Consider the following 21,706-nt stretch of genomic DNA (forward strand, 5'->3'; position numbering starts at 1 on the left):
ACACCACGATGAGCATCGACCATTCCTTTCTCGGCCGCGGCTGGGCCTTCCCCCCGACGTTCAGCAAGGACGAGCGCGCCGGCGGCGGCCGGGCGGCCATGGCGGCCGGCGAGGACGACATCCGCCAAAGCCTGTTCATTTTGCTGTCGACGGCGCCGGGCGAACGGGTCATGCGCCCCGAGTTCGGCTGCGGGATCAAGACCCATGTCTTCGACAACGTCCACGACGGCACCCTGGCCGAGATCAAGGACTTGATCGAGCGCGCCATCCTGTTCTTCGAGCCGCGCATCACCCTCAACGACATCGAGGTCAGCGACCTGGAGATCGGCAACGGCCGCCTCGACATCAGCCTGCATTACACGGTCCGCATGACCAATACGCGCAGCAATATGGTATATCCCTTCTATTTTGTGGAAGGCAGCAATGTCAGCCCCTGAGCCGGACCAGCCGCAACTGTTTGTGCGCGACGGCAGCAGCCAGGAGCAGCGCCAGCTGCAACCGCTGCAGGAGGGCTACTTCGCGCTGGCCGAGATGCCTTTCCCCGACTTGCTGGCGATGGCCGGCGAGTATGCCCGCCTGGTCAAGTTCTACCAGCTCGACAACACGCCCGACGGCGACTGGCAGGCGTATTTCTCGGCCGACGAAACCCTCGTCATGGCGCGCATCCTGTCGACCAGGCTGGCGCCGCTGCAAGCGCCGTTCGAGCAGTGGTGGGACGGCGCCGCGGCCCGGTCCATCGAGCAATTACCGATGACGCCGCTGGCCAGGCTGCTCGACGGCTGGATCGGCGACCTGGCCGGCGCGCAGGGGCGCGCCGGCCGCAAACTGTATGCGCTGCTGGCCGACGTGATCGCCAGCCTGTGCGAGGACGGCCACGGTTTCGCCGCCCTGCTGCCGGCGCCGCAACTGGGGCTGCGCGCCCACTGGCGCCGCCCGCCCGGCGCCAGCGCGCGGCCGACCCTGAGCGGCATCAAGTCCAACTACTACGCCTTCGTCAAAGCCATCGAGATGGTGCAGCAGGAGGCGGCGCGCGAACTGCCCGGCTCCCTCGTCAGCGGCGAGCACGAACCCGGCGCGGCGCTGCTGATCGCCTTCATCCGCATGGCCGAGCGCCTGAACGCCAGGCTGAACCGGTTTACCGGCCAGCACCTGGACTTCTATTACGACCGCATCCTGCGCGCGCCCGCCCTGCCCGCCGTCGGCGACCACAGCTATCTGGTGGTGGCGCCCTGCGCCCCCGGCGCCAGCGTCGAAATCCCCGCCGGCACGGCCTTCCTGGCCAAGCCGCCCGGCGGCGGCCCCGAGCTGGTCTACCTGAGCGACACGCGCCTGCTGGTCGGCGACGCCAGCGTGCAGGCATTGCACACCCTGTATTTCAACCGCGACCGCAACGTCTCGCCGGAGACGGAAATGGACAAGGGCGGCAGCGCGCCGGCCCGGCACGCCTGGCCCAGCCATGCCTGGATCGAGCACATCGCCCCGCCCGGCAAGCAGGTCACTACCGACCCGGCCCTGCTGCGCGCCGTGCCGCTGATGGGCGCGCCGAAAAACCCGGCCGCCGCCGGCCAGGCGCGCCATGCACGTCTCGGCTTCGCCCTGGCCAGCAACGTCCTGCTGATGCGCGAAGGCCGGCGGCGCCTGTCCCTGACGCTGCAGTTTGCCAACCAGGACTTGCAATGGCGCCTGCGCCAGCTGGAAAGCGTGATCCGCCACAAGAAGCAGCAGGCCGGCGACACCATCGACGCGGTCGAGCAGGAGGATGTGTTCCTGCGCATTCTGGGCAGCCTGTTCACCATGGAACTGACGGGGCCGGCCGGCTGGATCGCGCTGCCCGCGTATCATCCGTCCACGCCGGCGGCGGGCGGCCGGCATGCGGCGGGCTACACGCTGCGCCTCGAATGCGAGCTGGCGCTGGAGGTGCCGCCGGTGGTGGCGTATACCCCGGCCCTGCACGGCGAGGACTTCCAGGTGGAAGTGCCGATGCTGCGCCTGCTGCTCAATCCGGATGGCTATGTCTATCCCTACGGCCTGCTGCGCGACCTGAAGCTGAGCGCGGCGAGCATCGAGGTGGGCGTGAGCGGCTGCCGCCAATTCTCCCTGAACAACCAGATCGGCCAGTTGAGCCCCGCCGCGCCGTTCCAGCCCTTCGGCCCCGTCCCCGTGGTCGGCTCCTACCTGATCGTCGGCGCCGGCGAGGCGGCGGGCAAGGAATTGCGCCACTTCCACGTCGACCTGGAATGGGGCGAGCTGCCGGCCGACAGCGGCGGCTTCAAAACCTATTACCACGACTATTCCACCACGGTGGAGACGGAAGACTACGTCGCCGGCGTGGCCGTGCTGGCCGACGGCGTCTGGCGGCCGGACGAGGACCAGGCCCCCCTGGCTGCGCTGTTCGGCAGCGACTACGCGCGCACGGCCAGCCGGCGCGTGCTCAAGCATAGCCGGCTTTCCTGCGACGCGGTGCTGGGGCACATCCGGCCGGGCGCCGCCCTGCCGGCCAACGGCGCCGCCTACAGCGCGGCCTCGCGCAACGGCTATTTCAAGTTCACGCTGGCGGGTCCGCGCTTCGCCTTCGGCCACCGCGAGTATCCGCAAGCCCTGGCGCACGCCATGAAGCGCAATCTGCGCGGCAAGGGCGACAACTTCATGGCCGGCGTGCCCGAGCTGCCCTACACGCCGCTGGTGGCCGCCATCACGACCAGCTACGAGGCCGTGGCGCACATCGCGCTGCAGCAGGGCGGCGCGGCGCCGGACGGCGGCTGGAACAACACGCTGCTGCATCTGCACCCGCAGGGCTGGGAGGCGGCCAACGCCTCGGCCGCCGGGGGCGCCACGCTGATTCCCAGTTATACCGAGCTGGGCTACCTGCATATCGGCCTGTCGGCCAGCGAGCTCGACACCACGCTGACGCTGTTCTTCCACCTGCAGGACGACTCGCTGCCGGAGCAGCCGGCGCCGGTGCGCTGGTCTTACCTGAGGGGAAATCAATGGCTGCCCCTGCCGCAACGCAACATCATCTCCGACAGCACCGACGGTTTCATGAGTTCGGGGGTGGTGGCGCTCACTATCCCGGCCGACATCAGCCTGCAGCACACGGTGATGGCGTCGGGGCTGTACTGGCTGCGCATCAGCGCCGCCGAAGGGCTGCGCAACTTTTGCAGCGTCTACACGGTCTGCACCCAGGCGCTGCGGGTGCGCCGCGAGGCGGCCGACATGCAGTCGACGTCGCTGCTGACGCTGCCGGCCGCCAGCATCGAGCGCAGCCGCACGCCCATCCCCGGCCTCGGCAAGCTGACCCAGGTGATCGCGACGCGCGGCGGCCGGCTGGGCGAGAACCGCGCGCAGCGCCACACGCGGCTGGCCGAGCGCCTGCGCCACAAGGGCCGCGCGGTGACGCCGGCCGACTACGAGGCGCTGATCCTGCAGCAGTTCCCAGAGGTCTACAAGGCCAAGTGTTTCGCCAATCTGCGCATGCAAGGGCAGACGCCGCGCGACTGGGTGCGGCCGGGCAATGTGCTGATCGTCCTCGTGCCGCCGCTGCCAGCCGGCGCCGCCGCCCACCGCATGCCGCAGTTGAACGGCAAGCTGGTGCGCGAGGTGGAGCGCTATGTCACGGCGCTGGCGCCGCCGGCGGCCGCCATCGCGGTGCGCCATCCCGTCTACGAACAGATCCAGGTGCGCTGCACCGTGCGCCTGAAGGACGGGCTCGCCGGCGGGCTCTACATCACCCGCCTGAACGAGGACATTTCGCGCTTCCTGTCGCCCTGGAGCGCGGTCGGCAACCGCATCCACTTCGGCTGGAGCGTGCGGCTGCACGAGGTGGTCTCCTACATCATCGGCCTCGATTACATCGCCGACGTCAGCGCCTGCTCGATGCTGCGCATCGCCCCCACGGACGAGGGCCGCTACCTGCTGTCCGACACGGCGGCCGAGCAGAGCAGCGCCATCGCCTGGCAATACCCGTGGAGCGTCGCCGTGCCGGTCGACAAACACCTGATCGCCATCAGCGACAAGGAGGGCACGCTGCACAGCGCCGACCTGCAGACGCTCGATATCGGTTCCACATTTATCATTTCAACGAAGGCTTCCGATGGCACAACATAGCCGCGACACACTCAAGCGCCTGTTTCAGCAAGGCGCCATGCCGGCCCAGGGCGCGTTCGCGGCTCTGATCGAGTCGATGCTCAACATCGTCGACCAGCAGTTCGACAAGACCCCGACGGACGGCCTCAAGGTCGGGCAGATCGGCCAGGGGCGCCTGCTCAGCTTTTACCAGGACATCGCCCACAAGAGCGCGATCTGGTCGGTCAGGATGGACGCGCCTAGCCGCAGCCTGGTGTTCGGCACCGGCGGCATGCAGGAAGACGACGGCAAGCCCGGCGACGGCTACCGCAAGGCGATGGAGCTGCGGCCGGCGCCCGACAACGTGGCCTTTGCGCCGCTGGTCGGGCCGGCCGGCCCGCCGGACAGCCAGTTCCAGCTGGACGTGCAGGGCCGCGTGGTGGCCGACGGCCGCATCGGCCGCGCCGTCGCCACGGTGCCGGCGGACGGCGCCTGGCACGACATCACCTGCGACTTGAGCGGTTGCCACGCCTTCGAGGTGATGGCCGGCACCGGCAAGCAAGGCTCCGGCAAGTATGCGCTCATGCACGCCTACGCGCTCAACGCCTTCCAGGGCGGCAAGAGCGAAATCACCTACCACCAGGCCCATTGCGGCAGCAAATGCAGCCGCATCGCGCTGCGCTGGACCAGGGAAACGGCTTCGGCCAACGATCCCTACCGCCTGCAGATCCGCACCGGCTGCGCGCTCGACGAGGCCGGCACGCCGGAGGCGCGGCGCACCTGCATCCGCGTCTACCTGACCCAGTTGTGGTTCGACCCGAGCATGGCGCAGTGCCAGCCGCAGGCCGGCAAAGGCGCCCGCTGATGCCGGCGCTGACCCTGGCATTGCGCACCGACGAGGGCGCCCTGGTGATCGAGGCGCTGGCCGAGCTGCCGTTCAAGCACGTATACGATTTGATCGGGCGCCTGAATCACCAGGCCAACGCCGGCGCCGCCAGCGACGGCGGCGGGCCTGGCCGCTATGTGCTCTGTTGGGCCGACGCGGAACTCATCGTCGCCGCGCTGGGCCGGCTGCCCTACCAGCGCGTCCACGCCCTGCTGGCGGCGCTGCGGGAACAGCTCGGCGAACGCCTGCCCGGCCCCGCATGATCGCACCGGCCACCATTGCCCGGCTCGAAGCGGACCGCGACGGCCTCGACTTCGCCTCCCTTCAGCAGGCCGGCATGGCGCTGCTGCAGGAACTGTGCGGCCGGCACTGGACCGACTACAACGCCCACGATCCCGGCGTGACCATGCTCGACCAGCTCAGCTACGCGCTGACGGAACTGGCCTTCCGCTCCGCGCTGCCGCACGAGGACTACCTGGCCGGCGGCGACGGCGCCATCGACCTGGCGCGCCACGCGCTGCATCTGCCGCAGGACATCTTCCCCAGCGAGGCGGTCACGGCCGACGACTGGCGCCGCCACCTGTACGACCGCGTGCCGCAGATCGAGGACGTCTGGATACACGAGAGCGGCGCCCGCAACGGCCTGACCAGGATAGAACTGAAACTGGCCGACAACGGCGCCGCCGCGGCGCCCGAGGCCGCCGTCGCGCCCGCCGTCGACGCGATCTTCACGGCCGGACGCGCACTGTGCCAGGACCTCAGCCGCATCACCGTGCTGCGCACCAAGGACTTCTACCTGGCGGGCGACATCGAAATCCACAGCCTGCGCGACCCGGCGGAAATCTACGCCGACATCTTCTTCCAGTGCGCGCACCAGGTGATCTCCGGCCTGCAACTGGGCGACTACGAGCATGCGGCGGCGGACGGCGTGCCGCTCGACGAGCTGTTTTCCGGCCCCTACACCGAACACGGCCTGATTCTGGAAAGCGGCCAGCGCGACCCGCGCGCGGCCATTTCGCTGGTGCGCCTGATCGGCCTGATACGCGGCATCGAAGGCGTGCAAAAGGTCCACGCGCTGCAGCTGTGCGACCAGCATGGCCAGTTGCTGACCGAGGAGTCGGCGCGCCAGCTGGAAGGCGACGTGCCGCGCCTGCGCTTTCCCGACACGGCGCAATTGAAACGCCAGTTGCGGCTGCACTTCATACGCAATTCCGACAATTCCGACGCCGCGCCCGGCGACGACGGCGCCAACGCCGCCGCGACAGCCGCCCTGGCCGACGAAGCCTGGGCCAGCCTGAAAAAACTGCAGTTCGAGTCGCGCGCCAAGCGCGAGCGCAAGGCATCGCTGGAACACTTCATCAACGTGCCCACCGGCGCCGGCATGCCGCTCGACGAGTATTACTCGATCCAGCAGCAGTTCCCCGCCATCTATGGCATCAACGCCTACGGCCTGCCGGCCAGCGCCACGCCGGCCGAGCGCGCCAGCGCCCGTCAATTGAAAGCGTATCTATACGTATTCGAACAGGTGATGGCGAACTACCTGCGCAATCTGGCCAGCATCCGGCGGGTGTTTTCCGTCGACGCGGATTTGCGGCAGTCCTATTTTTGCCAGCCCATCAGCAACCGGATGCTGCCCGATATCGAAGCGCTGTACACCCGCGACAACGACGGCATCGCCCGGGAACTCGACGCGATACGCGAGCGCTTCGACCCCTTCGACGAGCGCCGCGACCGCGTGCTCGACGTCATGCTGGCCATGTACGGCGAACGCTACACGCAACAGTCTCTGCGCAAGTTCAACTTCTATTTCGCCGGGCGGCGCGAGCTGCACGCCTGGCTGCTGGAAAACAAACTGGCCTTCCTGACCCGCATCGTCACCCTCGGCAGGGAGCGCGCCGCCGGCTTCCGCTACGACAAACCGGCCTGGGACACGGACAACGTCAGCGGCGCCCAGCGCAAGATCGCCATTTTGCTGGGCCTGCACAAGCTGCCCTGCTGCCGCTCGCTGTGCGAACCGATGCGCCGCCACGGCCTGCGCATCGTCGCCGACGAACACCCCGCACCGGACACATTGGCGCAGTTGCTGGCGCGGCTGCAAACGCCGGCGGCCGCGCCGGTGCTGCATATCTCCGCGACGCTGCTGCGCAATGTGTGCGCGCGCGGCGGCCACGGCGCCGATGCGGAGAGCGCGGCCTTGACCCCGCAGCAGAACGCGCAACTGCGCCAACTCAATATGGATTGCGAAGGTTTCCATCTGGTCGAACACACGCTGCTGCGCCCCCGCGTCGCCGGCCATGCCAGCCATCCGGAGACGGCCGAGGGCTTTTACGCCTTCCAGGTCAGCGTCGTGTTTTCCGGCTGGAGCGCGCGCTTTGCCGACCCGGAGTTCCGCAAGCTGGCCCAGGAAACCGTCAGCCTGAACCTGCCGGCCCATGTGCTGCCCACCTTCTTTTGGCTGGGCGACGTCGAGATGCAGGATTTCGAGGCCCGCTTCCGCAGTTGGCTCGACAAGCTGCGCGCGGCGGCCCTGGCCTGGCAGCAGAGCACCACGCCGGCCGGCGCCGCGCTGCACGAGCTCGACGACGCCTCGGCCTACCTGCTGCGCTTCCTGCTGTCGCCGCGCCGCCGGCCGGTGTTCAACAGCCATTGGATGTGAGCCGATGAACCCCGCCCACCGCATCGGCGCCCTGCATCTCGACCTGACGTTCGAGAGCGACGCCCCGCGGCTCGTCGCCATGGCGGAGGACCAGTTGCTGGCGCTGGCGCGCGAACAGGTGCTGCCGACGTTGGAGCTGGCGCTGGACGAGGCCGACGATGGCCGGCTGCGGCGCATCGGGCGGCTCGATATCGACCTGGGCGAGATTCCCGCCCACCTGCTCGACTCGGAACTGCCGCGGCGCCTGCACGAACTGCTGCGCAAGGCGCTGGGCGAGGCATTGCGCGACAGCGCGGACGACGCGCAGGCGGGGACGGCGGCGCCAGCCGGCGATGGCGCTCAGCTCGAACGCTTCCTGCGCACGGGCCGCATGGCAGGCGCCCGGACGGCGGGCGACACAAGGACGCACTGGTCGCACCCCGAAGGACTGCTGGCACACCTGCTGGAACGCCCCGACGGCGCAGTGCCGGCCATGTTGCGCCGCAGCGCCGCGCAGCCAGGCGTGCTCAAACGCCTGGCGCAGCAGTTCGCGCCGCAGCATCTGCGCCAGTTGCTGCGCCTTGCGGCGGACGCCGGCACGGCCGACGGCTGGCTGGCGCTGGTGGATGATATCGAACGCGCCCTGCCTCCCGGCGAAGCGGCGCGGCGCCAGCAATTGCGCCTGCTGTGGGAGCTGGTGCTGGCGCAGATACTGGGCGGAGCGCCCGTGAGCGCCACCGCGCCGCTGCGCGCGGCCGCTGCCAATGCCGGCATCCGGCAGCGGCATGCGGGTCCACAAGCGGCCGCCTTGTGGCGCGCTATCGATGCCGGCGATACCAGCCGGCGGCGCGCTCCGGACACGATGAGCGGCGCAACAGCGCCATTCGATGTGCCGGCCGAGCGCCGCCCGGCGGCGCTGCGCGCATGGCTGCGCGCGCCGGGGCATGTCGCCGCCGGCCAGTACTCGACCGGGCAATTACAGGAGCTGCTGGACGCCTTCCCCGGCATGCCAGACGAAACGCTGGACGCCATCGCGCGGCATCTGCCGCGCACGCAGGACCGGCAGCGCTTCCTGGGCGCGGCGCTGCAGCGCCTGCTGCGCAACGGGGCCAGCGCCAGCGAGCGGCAGCGCGAACCCGGCCGTGCCGTCGCCGCCGGCAATGCCCTGCCGTCCAGGGAGGAACGCATGGCACATGCCTTGTCGACGGCCGACGCGTCGGCCATCCGCGCCGACTGGGACGCGCTGATGGCCGGCGGCGCCGCGCTGCTGCGGGCCGCCCTGGTGCGCCATGGCGCCCGCCGGGATGCCTGGCGGCGCATCGCCGATCATTTCCCCCGACCTATGCTCGACGACATCGCCGCCCTGCTCGCCTCGCCGCGCAGCATGCTGGCGCCCGCGCCGGCCGGTTCCGCACCGGACGCAGGCACCCGCGCGCGCTGGCTGGACGCGGTGCTGGCAGGGATCGAGGCAAGCGCCGATACCGGAACTGACGTCGAAGCCAAGGCCGCATCGCGCTCGGTCGGCGCCCGGCGCCCAATCGAACAGCGCATTGCCGCCGCTCGGGCGCGGCGCAGCAACCACGCGCAGCGCTTCCTGGCAGCCGTCCGCAACGATCTCAAGCAAAGCCGAACTGCGGATGACGGCGCCAGCGCCGCTCCGCGCGACAGCGCCCCGACGCTCGCGGAGCGTCTGGAACATGCCTTGTCGACGGCCGACGCATCGAGCATTTACGCCGACTGGCACGCGCTGGTGCGCGACCATGCCGGACTGCTGCGAGCCACGCTGCTGCGCCACGGCGCACACCGGGACGCCTGGCAACGCATCGCCGAGCGTTTTCCTCCGTCCATGCTCGACGATATCGCCGCCCTGCGCGCCGGACCACCAGCCTTGCCTTCGCCCATGCAAGCCGGCTTGGCCCCGGACGCCGGCGCCTTGCCCGAGCTTGAACTGGACATGGCGGCCGCCGACGCAAGTCCGGGCGGCGGCTTCCTGCAGCGCGCCATCGCCGCCCGCGCAGCAGGCAGCGGAAATGTGCAGCGCTTCCTGGAAATCGTCCTCGACGATCTGCGGCAGGGCCGCATGATCGACCTGGAGGATATTGCCGAACGCGCCTGCAACGCAGACATCGCCCAGTTCACGCAGGCGCTGCTGGACGGCGCACCGGAGCACCTGCCGCCGCAATGGCCGGCATTGCTCAACGCACGTGCCGATCTGCTGGCTGACGCAATGCGCCGCATCGGCGCCCAGGATGACATATGGCGGCGTGTGGAGCAGCGCTTCCCGCCTGCCTTGCTGGCCGAGCTGACGGCACTGCTGTCGCCGCTAGCGCCGTCCATCCTGCAAGAATGCGAGGACGAAGCGGCACCGTCCATCCCCGTGCGCAGCCTGTGGCTGGCCAGCGTCATGCATCTGTCTGCCACGGCATTCGACGCGCCGCGCTACCGCGCCGCATTGCACGCCGCCAGTAGCGCCCAGACCACGCAGGCGCCGCAGTTCAAGGCGGACAACCCGCCCCGCGCGCATGCCGCGCCGGACGTTCCGGCGGCCGTGGCGCCCGGCGGCCTCGCCGCCGGCGCCATATCTGACGCGCGGCCCAAACGGGCGAGGCCGGCGCACAGTGCGGCGAACGGCATCGCGGCGCGCGTGAAACGCTGGCGCCGGGCCGCGCGGCATGCCCCCGGCAAGCTATTGCATACCCTCCTGCCTGGCCTGGCGGCGCATGCCGGCCAGCGGCCCCTCGGCGCCACCGCGACCACCTTGACTGCGCCCGCTGCAGCCCTGGGCGACAACAGCTCTCCGGTACAGCGCATCCGCGCCGCGCTGCTGGCCGGCGATCCCGGCGGCCTGCCTGCCGCCATGCTGGCCGACCACAGCGAGGCGGCGCGGACCGCCATCGCGCACATCGGCCCCCGCCTTGACGTGTGGCAAAACGTCGCGCAACGCTACCCGCTGGCGTGGCTCGAAGAATTGACGGTTCTGCTGGCGCCGCAAGCGGCCGTCATCCTGCGCCAAGGCCAGGAAAGCGGCGGCGCAGGAGCAACGGCGGCATCGGCCCCGCAGCGCCAGCGCTGGCTGGCCAGCATCATGCAACTGACGGCCCGACCTTTCGATATAGCACGCTACCGCTCCGCGTTGCACGCTCCCGCCGCCTTGCCGCACAGCGTCGCCGACGACCAGCGGCATGCACGTAGCCACGATCTGGACGTCATCGACAGCCGCACGCGCACGGCCTTCATAGAGCAGGCCCTGCTTGACGCGCAGGCATCGGAACTCACGCCAGCGCTTCTTGCCGAATCGGGCGCGGCAACGCAAGATGCGATCCGTCGGATTGGTCCCCGCGCCGACGTGTGGCGGCGGGTGGCGCAGCGTTTCCCGCCGGCGCTGCTGGAAGCGCTGAGCAACGCTATCGCGCCCCAGGCGGCGGCCGTGCTGCGGGCATTGCAAGCCACGACCGGGAGCGGTATCGATGCGCCTGGCCGGGTGCTCGGCGGCGTGCCGACGCCGTCCGGACGCCAATTTTGGTTCCTCGGCATCATGTACCTGGCAAAACAGCCATTTGACGCCACAGCCTATGCGGCGGCCCTGCGCACGGCAACAGACAGGCCCGCGTTGCTTGACGATGCACCGGCCGGTGCGCGACTCCCAACCGCGATGCCAGCGACGCCGCAACCGGCGCCAGTCAGTCCCGTCCGCATCGACGTTTCGTCACAAACAGGCGCGGGCACCGGCGGCAGCCGGATGGCCGGACAGCAGAAAAAAGACAAGCCCGAACGGCTTATCGACGCCACGAAGGCCGGAACGACACGGCAGGCACCGGTAGGCACGATCCAGGCACAGGCAATTGCAACGCACGCAGCGCCCAGCGCCAGCCCGAGCGATATTCCGCGCCGACCGCCGGAACATGCGCTGGAACCCGGCGCCATGGAGGCATCGACCGGCACGCAGGCGGAAGCGCTCACGCGGCAACCAGCCGCAAATGCGTCCGCCCGCCAGACAATCCCCGCCGCCGCGTCATCCAGCATGGCCAGCCAGACGCTGCGGGAGCAGATCGCCTCCCATCTTGCGGCTGCCGGCGGCCATGGAAGGAGTCTGCTGGATGCCGCCGAGGCGCATGCCGCCTGCAGCGCCGCGCCGGACGCCTATCTGCGGCAGGTGCTCGACGCCTTGGCCACGGGGTGCGAGGTTGACCTTGAGGCGCTCGACGCGCGCTTCGCCGCACCAGCGCCGTATGCCGATGATCAGGCCAGCGGCGTACCCGTCCTGACCGCCGCCGCGCCACCGGCCCCCATGCCGCCACGTTACGACCTCGACGTGGCCGGTTTCGCCGCTCAGCATCGGCCCGACACCACGGCGGACCACCTCTGGCCCGACACATCGCAGGATGTGCCTGACCTCGATTCGACCGGCCAGCAACTAGCGCTGCCCACCGCGCCGCAAACCGGCGAGCATATCGAGGCGCACACTGCCGCGTCGCCGGCTGAGCCGCGACTCCATGCCATGCCCCCACGAACCGCCGCCAATACGGCGCCCAACGACAACCCGGCCGAACTCCCGCAGGCACTGGCCGGCCGCCGCCCCCCGGATCATGCGCTGGAGCCGGGCGCCATCGCCGCGCACCTCCCGGCCGCGCCGCAAATGACGCCGGCGGCTATCGCTCGGGATGCCCGCGCCGAAGCACGGCAAACGAACCAGACGATAACGCCTGCCGCCGCGCCGCCCGGCCTGCCCAGCCAGACGCTGCAGGACCAGATCGCCGCCCGGCTGGCGGCCGCTGGCGGACATGAAAGGAGTCTGCTGGACGCCGCCGAAACGCATGCAGATAATCAGGCGAACGACATACCCGTCCTGGCTGCCACCGCGCCGCCGGCACCCATGCCGCCACGTTACGACCGCGACGTGGCCGGCTTCGCCGCTCAGCACCTGCCCGACACCGCCGCGGACCGCCTCCGGCCCGGCACATCGCAGGAAGTGCCTGACCTCGATGCGACCGGCCAGCAATTGGCGCTGCCCACCGCGCGGGAAACCACTCCGCAAACAGGAACAATGGGAGCGCATGAGGCCGCGCCGCTGCCAATTGTAATAGACACAGAACAGCTATGGCGGAAAATCGGCGAGCATATCGAGGCGCACATCGCTGCAAGCGACGCTGCGTCGCCGGGCGAGCCGCAACTCCATTCCATGCCCCCACGAACCGCCGCCACCCCGGCGCCCAGCGACAACCCGGCCGATCTCCCGCAGGCGCTGGCTGGCCGCCGCCCCCCGGAACATGGGCTCGAACCAGGCACCACCGCCGCGCGCCTCCCGGCCGTGCAGCAAACGACGTCGGCGGCTATCGCTCGGAATGCCCGCGCCGAAGCAGGGCAAACCGGCCAGACGATGGCGTCCGCCGCCGTGGCGCCGAGCATGGCCGGCCAGTCGCTGCGGGACCAGATCGCCGCCCGGCTGGCGGCTGCCGGCGGGCGTGGCAAGAGTCTGCTGGACGCCGCCGAGGCGCATGCCGCCCGCAGCGCCGCCCCGGACGCCTATCTGCGGCAGGTACTCGACGCGGTGACGATGGGACGCACAGTCGACCTTGAGGCGCTCGACGCGCGCTTCGCGGCGCCAACGCCGCATGCCGATAATCTGGCGAACGACATCCCCGTCCTGGCCGCCACCGCGCCGCCGGCACCCATGCCGCCGCGCCGCCCCATTGGCGGCGAACTCGGACGCGCGCTGGCGGGCCACCCGCCGGCACAGCGCGCCGCCCTGGCGCCACTGCTGCACGACGCCGGCGACGACAGCGCCCAGCTAGCGCCGGCGCTGCAGCAAAGCGTAGTCAGCCTGTTGGCCGGCAGCGACCTGCCCGCGCTGCTGCGTTACGCCCGCGACGTGGTCGGCATCGCCGCGCAGCATCTGCCCGGCACCACGGCGGACCGCCTCGGGCTGGACGCGCTGCACTTCAACTTCGCGTGGTTCTTCGTGCAACGCAGAGCGTTCGCGCCGGCCGACTACGCGCATGCGCTGGCCGCCCATCTGGCACGGCAATACGATGCGGCGGCCGCCGCGCAATTGCACGCGGCGCTGCATGGCCGCCTGGGCATCGCGCAGCCGCCGTCCTTGGCCACCCCGCCGCCACCGGCCACGGACAAGGCGGTGGCGGCGGCCGAAATCGAAGCCGAAACGCTGTACGTCGGCAATGCGGGCCAGGTGCTGGCCGGCCCCTACATGCCGCGCTTGTTTTCCATCCTGGGCCTCACCGAGGCGGGCCGCTTCAAGGATAGCGAGGCGGCCGAGCGCGCCGTCCACCTGCTGCAATACGTCGTCAGCGGGCAGAGCGACAGTCCCGAGTATCTGCTGGGCTTGAACAAAATCCTCTGCGGCGTGAGCGCCAGCACGCCCATCGTGCGCGAGATCGTGCCCAGCGACGAGGAACGCGAGGCCATCGACATGATGCTGTGCGCCATGATCGAACACTGGAAGAAAATCGGCAACACCTCGCCGGACGGATTGCGCCAAGCCTTCCTGCAGCGCGCGGGCAGCCTGCGCCTGCAGGACGACGCCTGGCGCCTGACGGTGGAACCGGGCGCCTTCGACATGCTGCTCGATACCCTGCCGTGGTCGTTCTCGATTATCAAACATCCGTGGATGGAAAGGGCCGTACATGTCAACTGGCGCTGACACGCTGGCGATGCAAGCCAACGCCCGCAGCCTGGAGCGGGAAATCGCCTGGTTCGCCCAAGTGCTGGCGAGCCGCTTCGATACCTACTTCGCGGCGGAGGGCGCGGCCGGCGACGGGCACAAGCACGCGCCGCCCGACCTGGCCGACGACTCGTCCATCTACGCCGAGACGGTGCGCGGCGCCGTCCAGGGCGGCATGAGCAGCGACGAACGCCTCGTGCTGGTGCTGGCGCTGCTGCCCCATGTGCGGCCGCAGGCGCTCGACCTGCTGCTAACCCACAACAAGCTGATCGAACGCACCTTCACGGAGTTCGGCGGGCTGCGCGGCAATGGCCACAACGGCCACCTGCCCACCTGCGAAACCGCCGTCTTCCTCCTTGCCGGCGACGATCTGCGGCGCCGCTTCGAGGTGATGCGGCTATTTGAGTCCAACCACTTCTTCGCGCTGATGGGCATGCTGCGCGTGGTGCCGCCGGAGGGCGGCGAACCGGCGCTGCGCGCGCCCCTGGTTCTGGAAATGAATTACCTGAACCGCTTCACCAACGGCCAACACCACAAGCCCGACTTCGGCGCCGGTTTTCCGGCCAAACTGATCACCACGCCGCTGGCATGGCAGGACCTGGTGGTGGCGCCCGAGGTGATGGACGAGATCGAGCAAATCCGCGCCTGGCTGCGCGAGGGCACGCAACTGCTGCGCCGCTGGGGGCTGGAAAAGATGGTCAAGCCCGGCTACCGCACCTTGTTCTACGGCCCTCCCGGCACCGGCAAGACGCTCACCGCCACCCTGCTCGGCCAGTCCGTCGGGGTTGACGTCTACCGCATCGACCTGTCGATGCTGGTTTCCAAGTACATCGGCGAGACGGAGAAAAACCTAGCCAACGTCTTCGACCAGGCACAGAACAAGAACTGGATCCTGTTCTTCGACGAGGCCGACGCGCTGTTCGGCAAGCGCACGGAGGGCAGCAGCTCGAACGACCGCCACGCCAACCAGGAAATCGCCTACCTGCTGCAACGGGTCGAGGACTTTCCCGGCGTCGTGATCCTGGCCACCAACCTCAAATCCAACCTGGACGAGGCGTTTTCGCGCCGCTTCCAATCGGCCGTCTACTTCCCCCTGCCGGACGCGCTGCAGCGCGAGCGCCTGTGGCGCCAGCTGTTTCCCGACCCCGCCAAGCTGGCCCCCGACGTCGACCTCGCCGCGCTGGCCGAGGCGCACGTACTGTCCGGCGGCGCGCTGGCCAACGTGGCCCGCTACGCCGCCATCCGCGCGGCGCGCCGCCAAGCCTTGCTGCCGCCGCAACAGGCGCGCATCGAGGCGGACGACCTGCTGCGGGCGATCAAGAAGGAATTCATCAAAGAAGGGCGCACTCTCTAGGTCACCATGAAACTACATACTCGCTGGTACTCCCTCCCCTGTGCGACGCTGGCCCTGATGCTGGCGCTGGCCACACCGGCCGCGCATCCCGCCGAAGCGCCGGCACCGCCGCCGCAGAACACCGTCCGCCTGCTATCCGTCGAGGTGCTGCAGCATTACGACCGCGCCCGGCGCCAGCGCATCCAGGACGCGCTGGCCTTCGTGTTCGATGGCGACCCGGCCTATGCGGCGGCCTACGGCACGCCGAACAAGCCGCTGTCAGACAACGTGGTGGGGCCGATTACCCTGTCCTTCGTCAACCGCTTCTGGCTCTACTACAACATGGAGCCGGCGGGCAACGTGACAGAAGGCTCGGTCGACGCCCTGCTGCAGTTTGCCGAACGACTCAAGCGCCGCCCCGCCTGGCGCAGCGACGTCGTGAGCGCGCAGTTCGGCCGCTGGATAGACCTGCAAGCGGACAGGGCCGACCTGTACCGCATCCGCCTCGCCGTCGATCCGGTTCGCCTGCCGCCCGTGCTGGTACGCTATCGCGCCTCGCTTGCCGGGCCGGCCAGCGGCATCGACGTCGAGAACGCCCCCTTGTCCGTGTACTGGTACGGCTTGACGGCGGAGGACCTGGCGGCCATCGCGGCGCTACCGGCCTACCCGCCGAAACTGCTGCAGGCGCTCGATCCGCTGCTGGAGGCGGAGGTGTTCAAGACGGCGGCCGACTTCAGCGACGCCGTGCGCGCCACGCTCAAGCACACGGGCCAGGATGCCGGCCCGCTGATGCCGCAGCTGGAACAGGCCGCCAAGTCGGAGAGCGGTTACGCGCTGACCGAAGACATCCTGGCGGAACTGCACAAACAACCCATGCTGCCGCCCCAGATCGCCAAGATGCTGGGCGACCTGGTCGGCATGCAGTATGTGCGCCGTTCGCTGTTCGACCTGGCGCTGATCCAGCGGTTGCGGATCGGCCTGGGCGCCTGCAGGGCCTATCTTTCGCCCGAGGAAAGGTTGCGTCAGCAGTCCAAGCGGCTGAGCGAGGAAGACATGCGGGCGCTGCTGAGCGCCGTCGATGCCCAGGCGGGCGATGCGGCCGAGGCGCGCCTGGGCAGCCAGTTGCAAGCGCTGTGGGAGGGCGGCCATTGCACCGTGGCGCGCAGCGAAGACGTGCCGCTGGCCGCCCTGTACGCGCGCTACAGCAAACTGTTCGACTCGCGCGTGCGCAAGGCGCCCGCGTACGACCAGGCCCAGCCGTATCGACTGAACTCCGACCTGTGCGGCTGCAACACCGACAATCTGAAGCAGCAGGTTTACCACTTCCTGCCGTTCTGGCTGGGCGGACCGGCGCAAAAAATGGATTTCAGCCTGATGTCGCGCATCAATTACTACGGCGTCACGTTCGACAACAACGGCGACCTGCGGATGGCGTCCAGCGGCCAGAAGGCCACCGAGCTGTTCATGGGCAATCAGGCGCAGCAACTGGCCTTCGTCACGGAGGCGCGCCGCCACCGTGTCAAGGTCGACTGGGTCATCCACCGCACCGACTGGGCGCCGTGGCAAAAGATCGAGGTCAAGAACAGACAAGCGATCCTGAACCGCCTGGCGGCCAACATCATCGGCCTGCTCGACACGCCGATGACGGGGCTGCGCTCGGAGCTACTGCCCTGGCTGTCGTTTGGCACGCAGGACGTGCCGGGGCGCGGCGACGGCGTGACCCTGTACTTTGACGGCTATCCGACCGACGACAACTCGGTGGCCCTGTTCGACGAGTTCATCACCACCCTGCGGCAGCGGCTGACGGCGGGCGGCTTCGACCTGAACATCATGATACGGCACGCAGAATTGAACAAGGGTATCTATCGCTTTGACAAGCTGGCGGCGATGGTGTCGCTGCCGGAGCGGACCTCCCAGTCGGCCCTGTACGGCTGGGCCAAGAACAAAATCAAGCACAATTTCGGCCCGTCGCCCTCCTCCGCCGATTTTGTGCAGCCGCACTACCTGATGCTGCTCGAAGAACCGACCATGGATAACAAGAAGACGCTGCGCTCCGAGGTGGAAGACGCCACCCACGGTCTGCCCCGCATGGCCTTGCTGCGGCGCATGGTTCCGGTGATCAATTTCGACGGCCTGGCCTGGCCCCAGTTGGAGGAAGAATTGATCTATTTCAACGACAATTTCGGCGGCGTGGCATTCTGGCCTAACAGCAAGCGCAACACGGCGGAGCCGAACAAGACGGCCGTCGCGGGCGTGACGCTATGCAGCGCGTCGCAGCTGCTGGATGATTGCATCCAGGACCACTTCCGCGATCCGCCCGGGGAAGCCGACAGCCTGGCCTGCAAATTCATCTGCGAAAACCGCTGGCCGCTGCGCTTCCTGTTCAACGTGCTGGTGCTGGCGCTGGCCGCCACCCTCGTCGCCTATGTGCGCTGGTGCGGCGTGCGGCCGGTACTCCAGAAATACTACCTGCTGGCGCTGGGCGTGGCCGGGCTGGCCATCGCCATCTTCGTGGGGCTGATGATATGCGACCCCTTCCTCGCCCACCTGTCGGACGGCATCGTCATTCCCGCCACCCTGGTGCTATGTATGGTGGCGATGTATTTCTATTTCCGCAACATGCTCAAGGAGCGCGATGCCCGCCCTTAGCGCGCAGGATTGGCAGCTGGGTTAACTCAGCGCAAAATGTGGCGGAAAGTCGGCTCGATATTGCGCGCGTGCAGGAACTGCACGATATCCTCAAGAGTCGCATCCTGCAACAGCAAACCAGCAGGTGCGGCCGTTGCGGGCGCGGGTGCGACCGGCGCCGCTACCGCCACCGTCGCGCCCTGCCGTTGCTGCAAGCTGGCCAATGCCTGCGCAAACTGCGCAATCGGGATGCTGCGCAAACCTTCCAGGAAGCCCAACTGGGCGGCCAGCGGCGGTGCCATGTCCAGCCCTGGATCGTCGGCAAACGAGGCGCCCATGCCGGGATGGATGAATGCCGCCCACTTGCCCGAGGCTTGCCGGCATGGCGGCAACTCGGCCACCGCCAGGTACGCAGCTTCGGCGGCAACGCCCCGGCCCGGCTCGGCGGGCAGACAGGCGGCGCGCAGCAGTTGCAGGAATTGCGCGGCCTGCGCGACCGGCACGGGAGCTTCCAGCGACAGCCATAAATGGTAAGCCGTGCGCCCCGAAATGCTCACGGCCGGCGCCGGCAACCCCAAGTCTTCCTGCAAGGCATTGGCGATCGCGCACAAGGCACTCCAGTGCCGCTCGCCGCCGCCCTTGCCGTCGAATGCCATCACCAGCGCCCGCGTCAGTCCGGCGTCTGTCGCCAACCGGATGGCGACCGTGTGCTCGCCCGACAGATGCCGCTCCAGCACCGCCGGCGTCAATGGCGCCGCATCGCCTTGCGCATCGTACTGCTGGCCATCGACCAGATACAGCCGGCTTAATTCAGAAATCAATTTTTGCATACCTGGTCCTGTGACAACGTGGCGGCTCGCCCGCTGCGCCCGGGATCGGCGCAGACAGCGTGCGATTATAGCCGACGGGTATGGCCGGCAAGACGCGTTCCCGGCTCAGGACAGCGCTTGCAACTCCGCCTCGGTGAAGCCGGCCTGGCGGCGCGCTTCCAGGTTGAACGGGCCGCGCAAGGCCGGCGCCGCATAGCGCACGGCCAGTTCGGCGTAGGTGGCAACTGGTTCCAGGCCCCGTTGCTGGCACAAATAGCAGTACCAGCGGTTGCCGATCTCCACATGCCCCACCTCGTCGCGCAAAATGATGTCGAGGATCTTCGCCGCGTCGAGGTCGCCGGCCTGGGCCAGCTTGGCGCGCAGCGGCGGAATGGCGTCGAGGCCCCGCGCCTCCAAAGTGCGCGGCACCAGCGCCATGCGGGCAAGCGGGTCGCCGCAAGTCTTGCCGACCATTTCCCACAAACTGTCATGGGCGGGAAAGTCGCCATAGCGGTACCCCAGCACCTGCAGGTGCGCCGCCAGCAGCGAAAAATGTGTCGCCTCCTCGGTCGCCACGCGCAGCCAGTCCGTGTAATACGCAGGCGGCAGGCCCGGGAAGCGCCACAAGGCATCGAGGGCCAGGTTGACCGCGTTGAACTCGATATGCGCCAGCGCGTGGATCAGCATGGCGCGTCCTTCCAGCGTCGTCATCGCGCGCCGTCCCACCAGTCGCGGCGGCACCAGCTCGGGCCGCTCGGGGCGCCCCGGCACGGGCGCGTCGGGCTGCAATGCGACATGCACGTCGAGCGCGACATCGCCCGCCCCCATCGCTTCGGCCATCGCCGCCACCGCCAGCACCTTGGCCGCAGGGTCCGGCTCGACCAGGCATTGCAGGGCTAATACGCGCAAATCGGGCGTCGTCGTGGCCTCAGTTGCCATGGCGGGCAAGGTGAAAGATGCACAGCATGGTGTTTCCTGACGCGAAAGAAAGGGCGCAGTGTACCACCAGTCCCCTCGCAATGATTCATGTCAATGTCGCCACTCCTTTGGAGTTCAAATCAAATGCATCAATTTCCTGTTCGATACCATCACCAAATTGATGCGATGGGAGACTGGCATGGCCTACGTTGCAGACAGAAAGTACGCGGACCAGAAGGACATAGTCGGGAACGGCGAGTGCGTCGCGCTCGTCAAGCAGTTGACCGGCGCCTGCGCCTCCTCGCTTTGGTGGAAGGGAGATTCCGTAGCTGAATTGATCAAGAAGGGAACAATTGCCGAAGGAACGGCGATCGCCACACATTAGCGCTCATCGGCGCAGGCTGGCCAGTCAAGCCGACCGATATGCCCGCTTGCGTTCAAATTCCGCATAGCCACTCGCGACCTTCGGGTCGGCATAACCCGCAGCGGCGTCCGCTTCGACGTTGGTACCGTCGAGTCCAGGCATGGTTGCCACTGAAGCCTGCCATTGTTCACGCGGAATAGGTGAGCCTATGAACGGAAGCAGATAGGTATCCAAGTGACCTGAATTTGGTGACTCGAGTTCAAGCGTGAGGGCCCGCAAGTACGGTTCCTTTTGCGTGCGTGTCCAGTCGATGGACATGCCCGCGCGAAAGCAGAGTTCGGAATGTACCAATAACATGGTCCGTCCATTACCATCGAGGAAAGGATGTCCATATGCGAATAATCCCATGATGAAGCCGGGACGGGTTGGCATCTGCCCTTTTTCCTGCGCCCGTGTCAAACCGTCCTCCACCGCCCGACGGCAATCGCGTGGATGACAAAAGTAGACATCTCCCTTGGAAATCGCCTTCTCTGGCATCACCGCAGCACGATCCAGGCCTGCCCAAGGATACAATCCGCTAAAAAGCAGTCGATGGGCGTTGAGGAAGTCGTCGTATCCAATCCTGCGGCATTTTGCCAAGTAGTCAAGCGCGGCCGGAAGTTGGGCACGAAACAAAGCGTGTTCCGCAACCTTAACGATGCTCAGGTCCTTTTCCGCACCTGTATTGCGCAGATAGCCCGCAGTCTCAAAATCATCGAACGGATCAAACATGCGATTTAAGTATACGGTGATGCTCCATGACTAGCTTGGCCATGTCAGTCGGCGATAGTTTTCCTGCTCGAGTTAGCGCCACGAGCAAGTCATCAGTAGTATCACTCGAGACTTCATCGCCGGCAAGCCGAGTAACCGCAATGGCCCATCGATCACTATAGGTAGGCGTGTAACTTATCCCCAAACGCTTGGCCAAGGAAGCTACATAGCGCGCCGTCGGAGTCAAAACCCGTGCTTTCCGCCTCCTGTGTGTTGCAAGCGTTTGGCGCAATTTCGATTGCCGCTGATGTGCATTGGCAAGCACCACTTGCTTACCGAGCAACTCCAATTTCTGAGGTGTGACGTATACGCCGCGCTCAATTCGCAGAATCAAGCCCTTGCGGCCTAGCTCCGCGAGAGCTGCCGAAACTTGACTGCTACTACCCATTGCGCTCACATCAGAACGCAACAAAAGACCATCCTTACGGGGACGGATTGATTGCAATATTCGGCCTTGGATGTCCATGCGGATCATTATACCTGATATGATTTTTCTTTGTATATCATGGACTTACTACATTTTCCAATGCCGGACCCAATAAAGGTAATTTGCGGTACATCAAGCACAGAGCGCACGCCCCG

13 protein-coding genes are annotated in these 21,706 nt (G+C 67.8%); 9 read left to right on the plus strand and 4 right to left on the minus strand.

Going from position 1 to position 21,706, the window contains the following annotated elements; genetic code table 11:
- The first annotated feature begins 8 nt into the window (after positions 1 to 8).
- From OIK44_RS22345 to OIK44_RS22380, 8 genes are read left to right on the plus strand one after another with little or no spacing between them, the layout of a single operon-like run.
- Entirely contained in the window at positions 9 to 437 is a 429-nt protein-coding gene (locus OIK44_RS22345; protein WP_273674070.1) for a GPW/gp25 family protein, read from the plus strand.
- Positions 424 to 4,104: a baseplate J/gp47 family protein gene (locus tag OIK44_RS22350; RefSeq protein WP_273674071.1), complete on the plus strand. Its 3,681-nt coding sequence runs from the start codon at positions 424 to 426 to the stop codon at positions 4,102 to 4,104. The genes OIK44_RS22345 and OIK44_RS22350 overlap by 14 nt, the downstream gene beginning before the upstream one ends.
- Complete coding sequence (locus tag OIK44_RS22355; RefSeq protein ID WP_273674073.1) at positions 4,091 to 4,927, plus strand: hypothetical protein; 837 nt, start codon at positions 4,091 to 4,093, stop codon at positions 4,925 to 4,927. The genes OIK44_RS22350 and OIK44_RS22355 overlap by 14 nt, the downstream gene beginning before the upstream one ends.
- Positions 4,927 to 5,211 (plus strand): hypothetical protein, encoded by a 285-nt coding sequence (locus OIK44_RS22360; protein WP_273674074.1) that lies wholly within the window; start codon positions 4,927 to 4,929, stop codon positions 5,209 to 5,211. Before OIK44_RS22355 ends, OIK44_RS22360 begins: the two co-directional genes overlap by 1 nt.
- Positions 5,208 to 7,604, plus strand: coding sequence for a hypothetical protein (locus tag OIK44_RS22365; RefSeq protein WP_273674076.1), 2,397 nt, complete (start codon positions 5,208 to 5,210; stop codon positions 7,602 to 7,604). Before OIK44_RS22360 ends, OIK44_RS22365 begins: the two co-directional genes overlap by 4 nt.
- A gap of 4 nt (positions 7,605 to 7,608) precedes the next feature.
- The gene (locus OIK44_RS22370; RefSeq protein ID WP_273674078.1) at positions 7,609 to 14,241 is read left to right on the plus strand and encodes a contractile injection system tape measure protein; all 6,633 of its coding nucleotides are present in this window, start codon (positions 7,609 to 7,611) and stop codon (positions 14,239 to 14,241) included.
- On the plus strand, positions 14,225 to 15,616 hold the full coding sequence (locus tag OIK44_RS22375; protein ID WP_273674080.1) for an ATP-binding protein: 1,392 nt from the start codon (positions 14,225 to 14,227) through the stop codon (positions 15,614 to 15,616). Before OIK44_RS22370 ends, OIK44_RS22375 begins: the two co-directional genes overlap by 17 nt.
- A gap of 6 nt (positions 15,617 to 15,622) precedes the next feature.
- A complete protein-coding gene (locus OIK44_RS22380) occupies positions 15,623 to 18,244 on the plus strand; it encodes an MARVEL domain-containing protein (protein ID WP_273674081.1) in 2,622 nt (873 codons plus the stop codon).
- A 26-nt stretch (positions 18,245 to 18,270) separates the two neighbouring features.
- On the opposite strand, the gene OIK44_RS22385 is transcribed toward OIK44_RS22380, so the two are convergent.
- Together OIK44_RS22385 and OIK44_RS22390 are read right to left on the minus strand one after the other, a co-directional pair.
- On the minus strand, positions 18,271 to 19,053 hold the full coding sequence (locus OIK44_RS22385) for a TOTE conflict system archaeo-eukaryotic primase domain-containing protein (RefSeq protein ID WP_273674083.1): 783 nt from the start codon (positions 19,051 to 19,053) through the stop codon (positions 18,271 to 18,273).
- A gap of 105 nt (positions 19,054 to 19,158) precedes the next feature.
- Entirely contained in the window at positions 19,159 to 19,971 is an 813-nt protein-coding gene (locus OIK44_RS22390; RefSeq protein ID WP_273674085.1) for a ferritin-like domain-containing protein, read from the minus strand.
- Positions 19,972 to 20,149: 178 nt separating this feature from the next.
- On the opposite strand from OIK44_RS22390, the gene OIK44_RS22395 reads away from it, so the two are divergent.
- Entirely contained in the window at positions 20,150 to 20,335 is a 186-nt protein-coding gene (locus tag OIK44_RS22395) for a BPSL0067 family protein (RefSeq protein ID WP_273674086.1), read from the plus strand.
- 24 nt (positions 20,336 to 20,359) lie between these two features.
- On the opposite strand, the gene OIK44_RS22400 is transcribed toward OIK44_RS22395, so the two are convergent.
- Both OIK44_RS22400 and OIK44_RS22405 read right to left on the minus strand, forming a co-directional pair.
- Positions 20,360 to 21,085, minus strand: a complete 726-nt coding sequence (locus OIK44_RS22400) for a Fic/DOC family protein (RefSeq protein ID WP_273674087.1) — start codon at positions 21,083 to 21,085, stop codon at positions 20,360 to 20,362.
- On the minus strand, positions 21,078 to 21,590 hold the full coding sequence (locus tag OIK44_RS22405; RefSeq protein WP_273674089.1) for a DUF6088 family protein: 513 nt from the start codon (positions 21,588 to 21,590) through the stop codon (positions 21,078 to 21,080). The genes OIK44_RS22400 and OIK44_RS22405 overlap by 8 nt, the downstream gene beginning before the upstream one ends.
- Positions 21,591 to 21,706 lie beyond the last annotated feature (116 nt).

This window comes from Janthinobacterium fluminis, from assembly GCF_028595325.1.
Lineage (GTDB): Bacteria > Pseudomonadota > Gammaproteobacteria > Burkholderiales > Burkholderiaceae_D > Janthinobacterium > Janthinobacterium fluminis.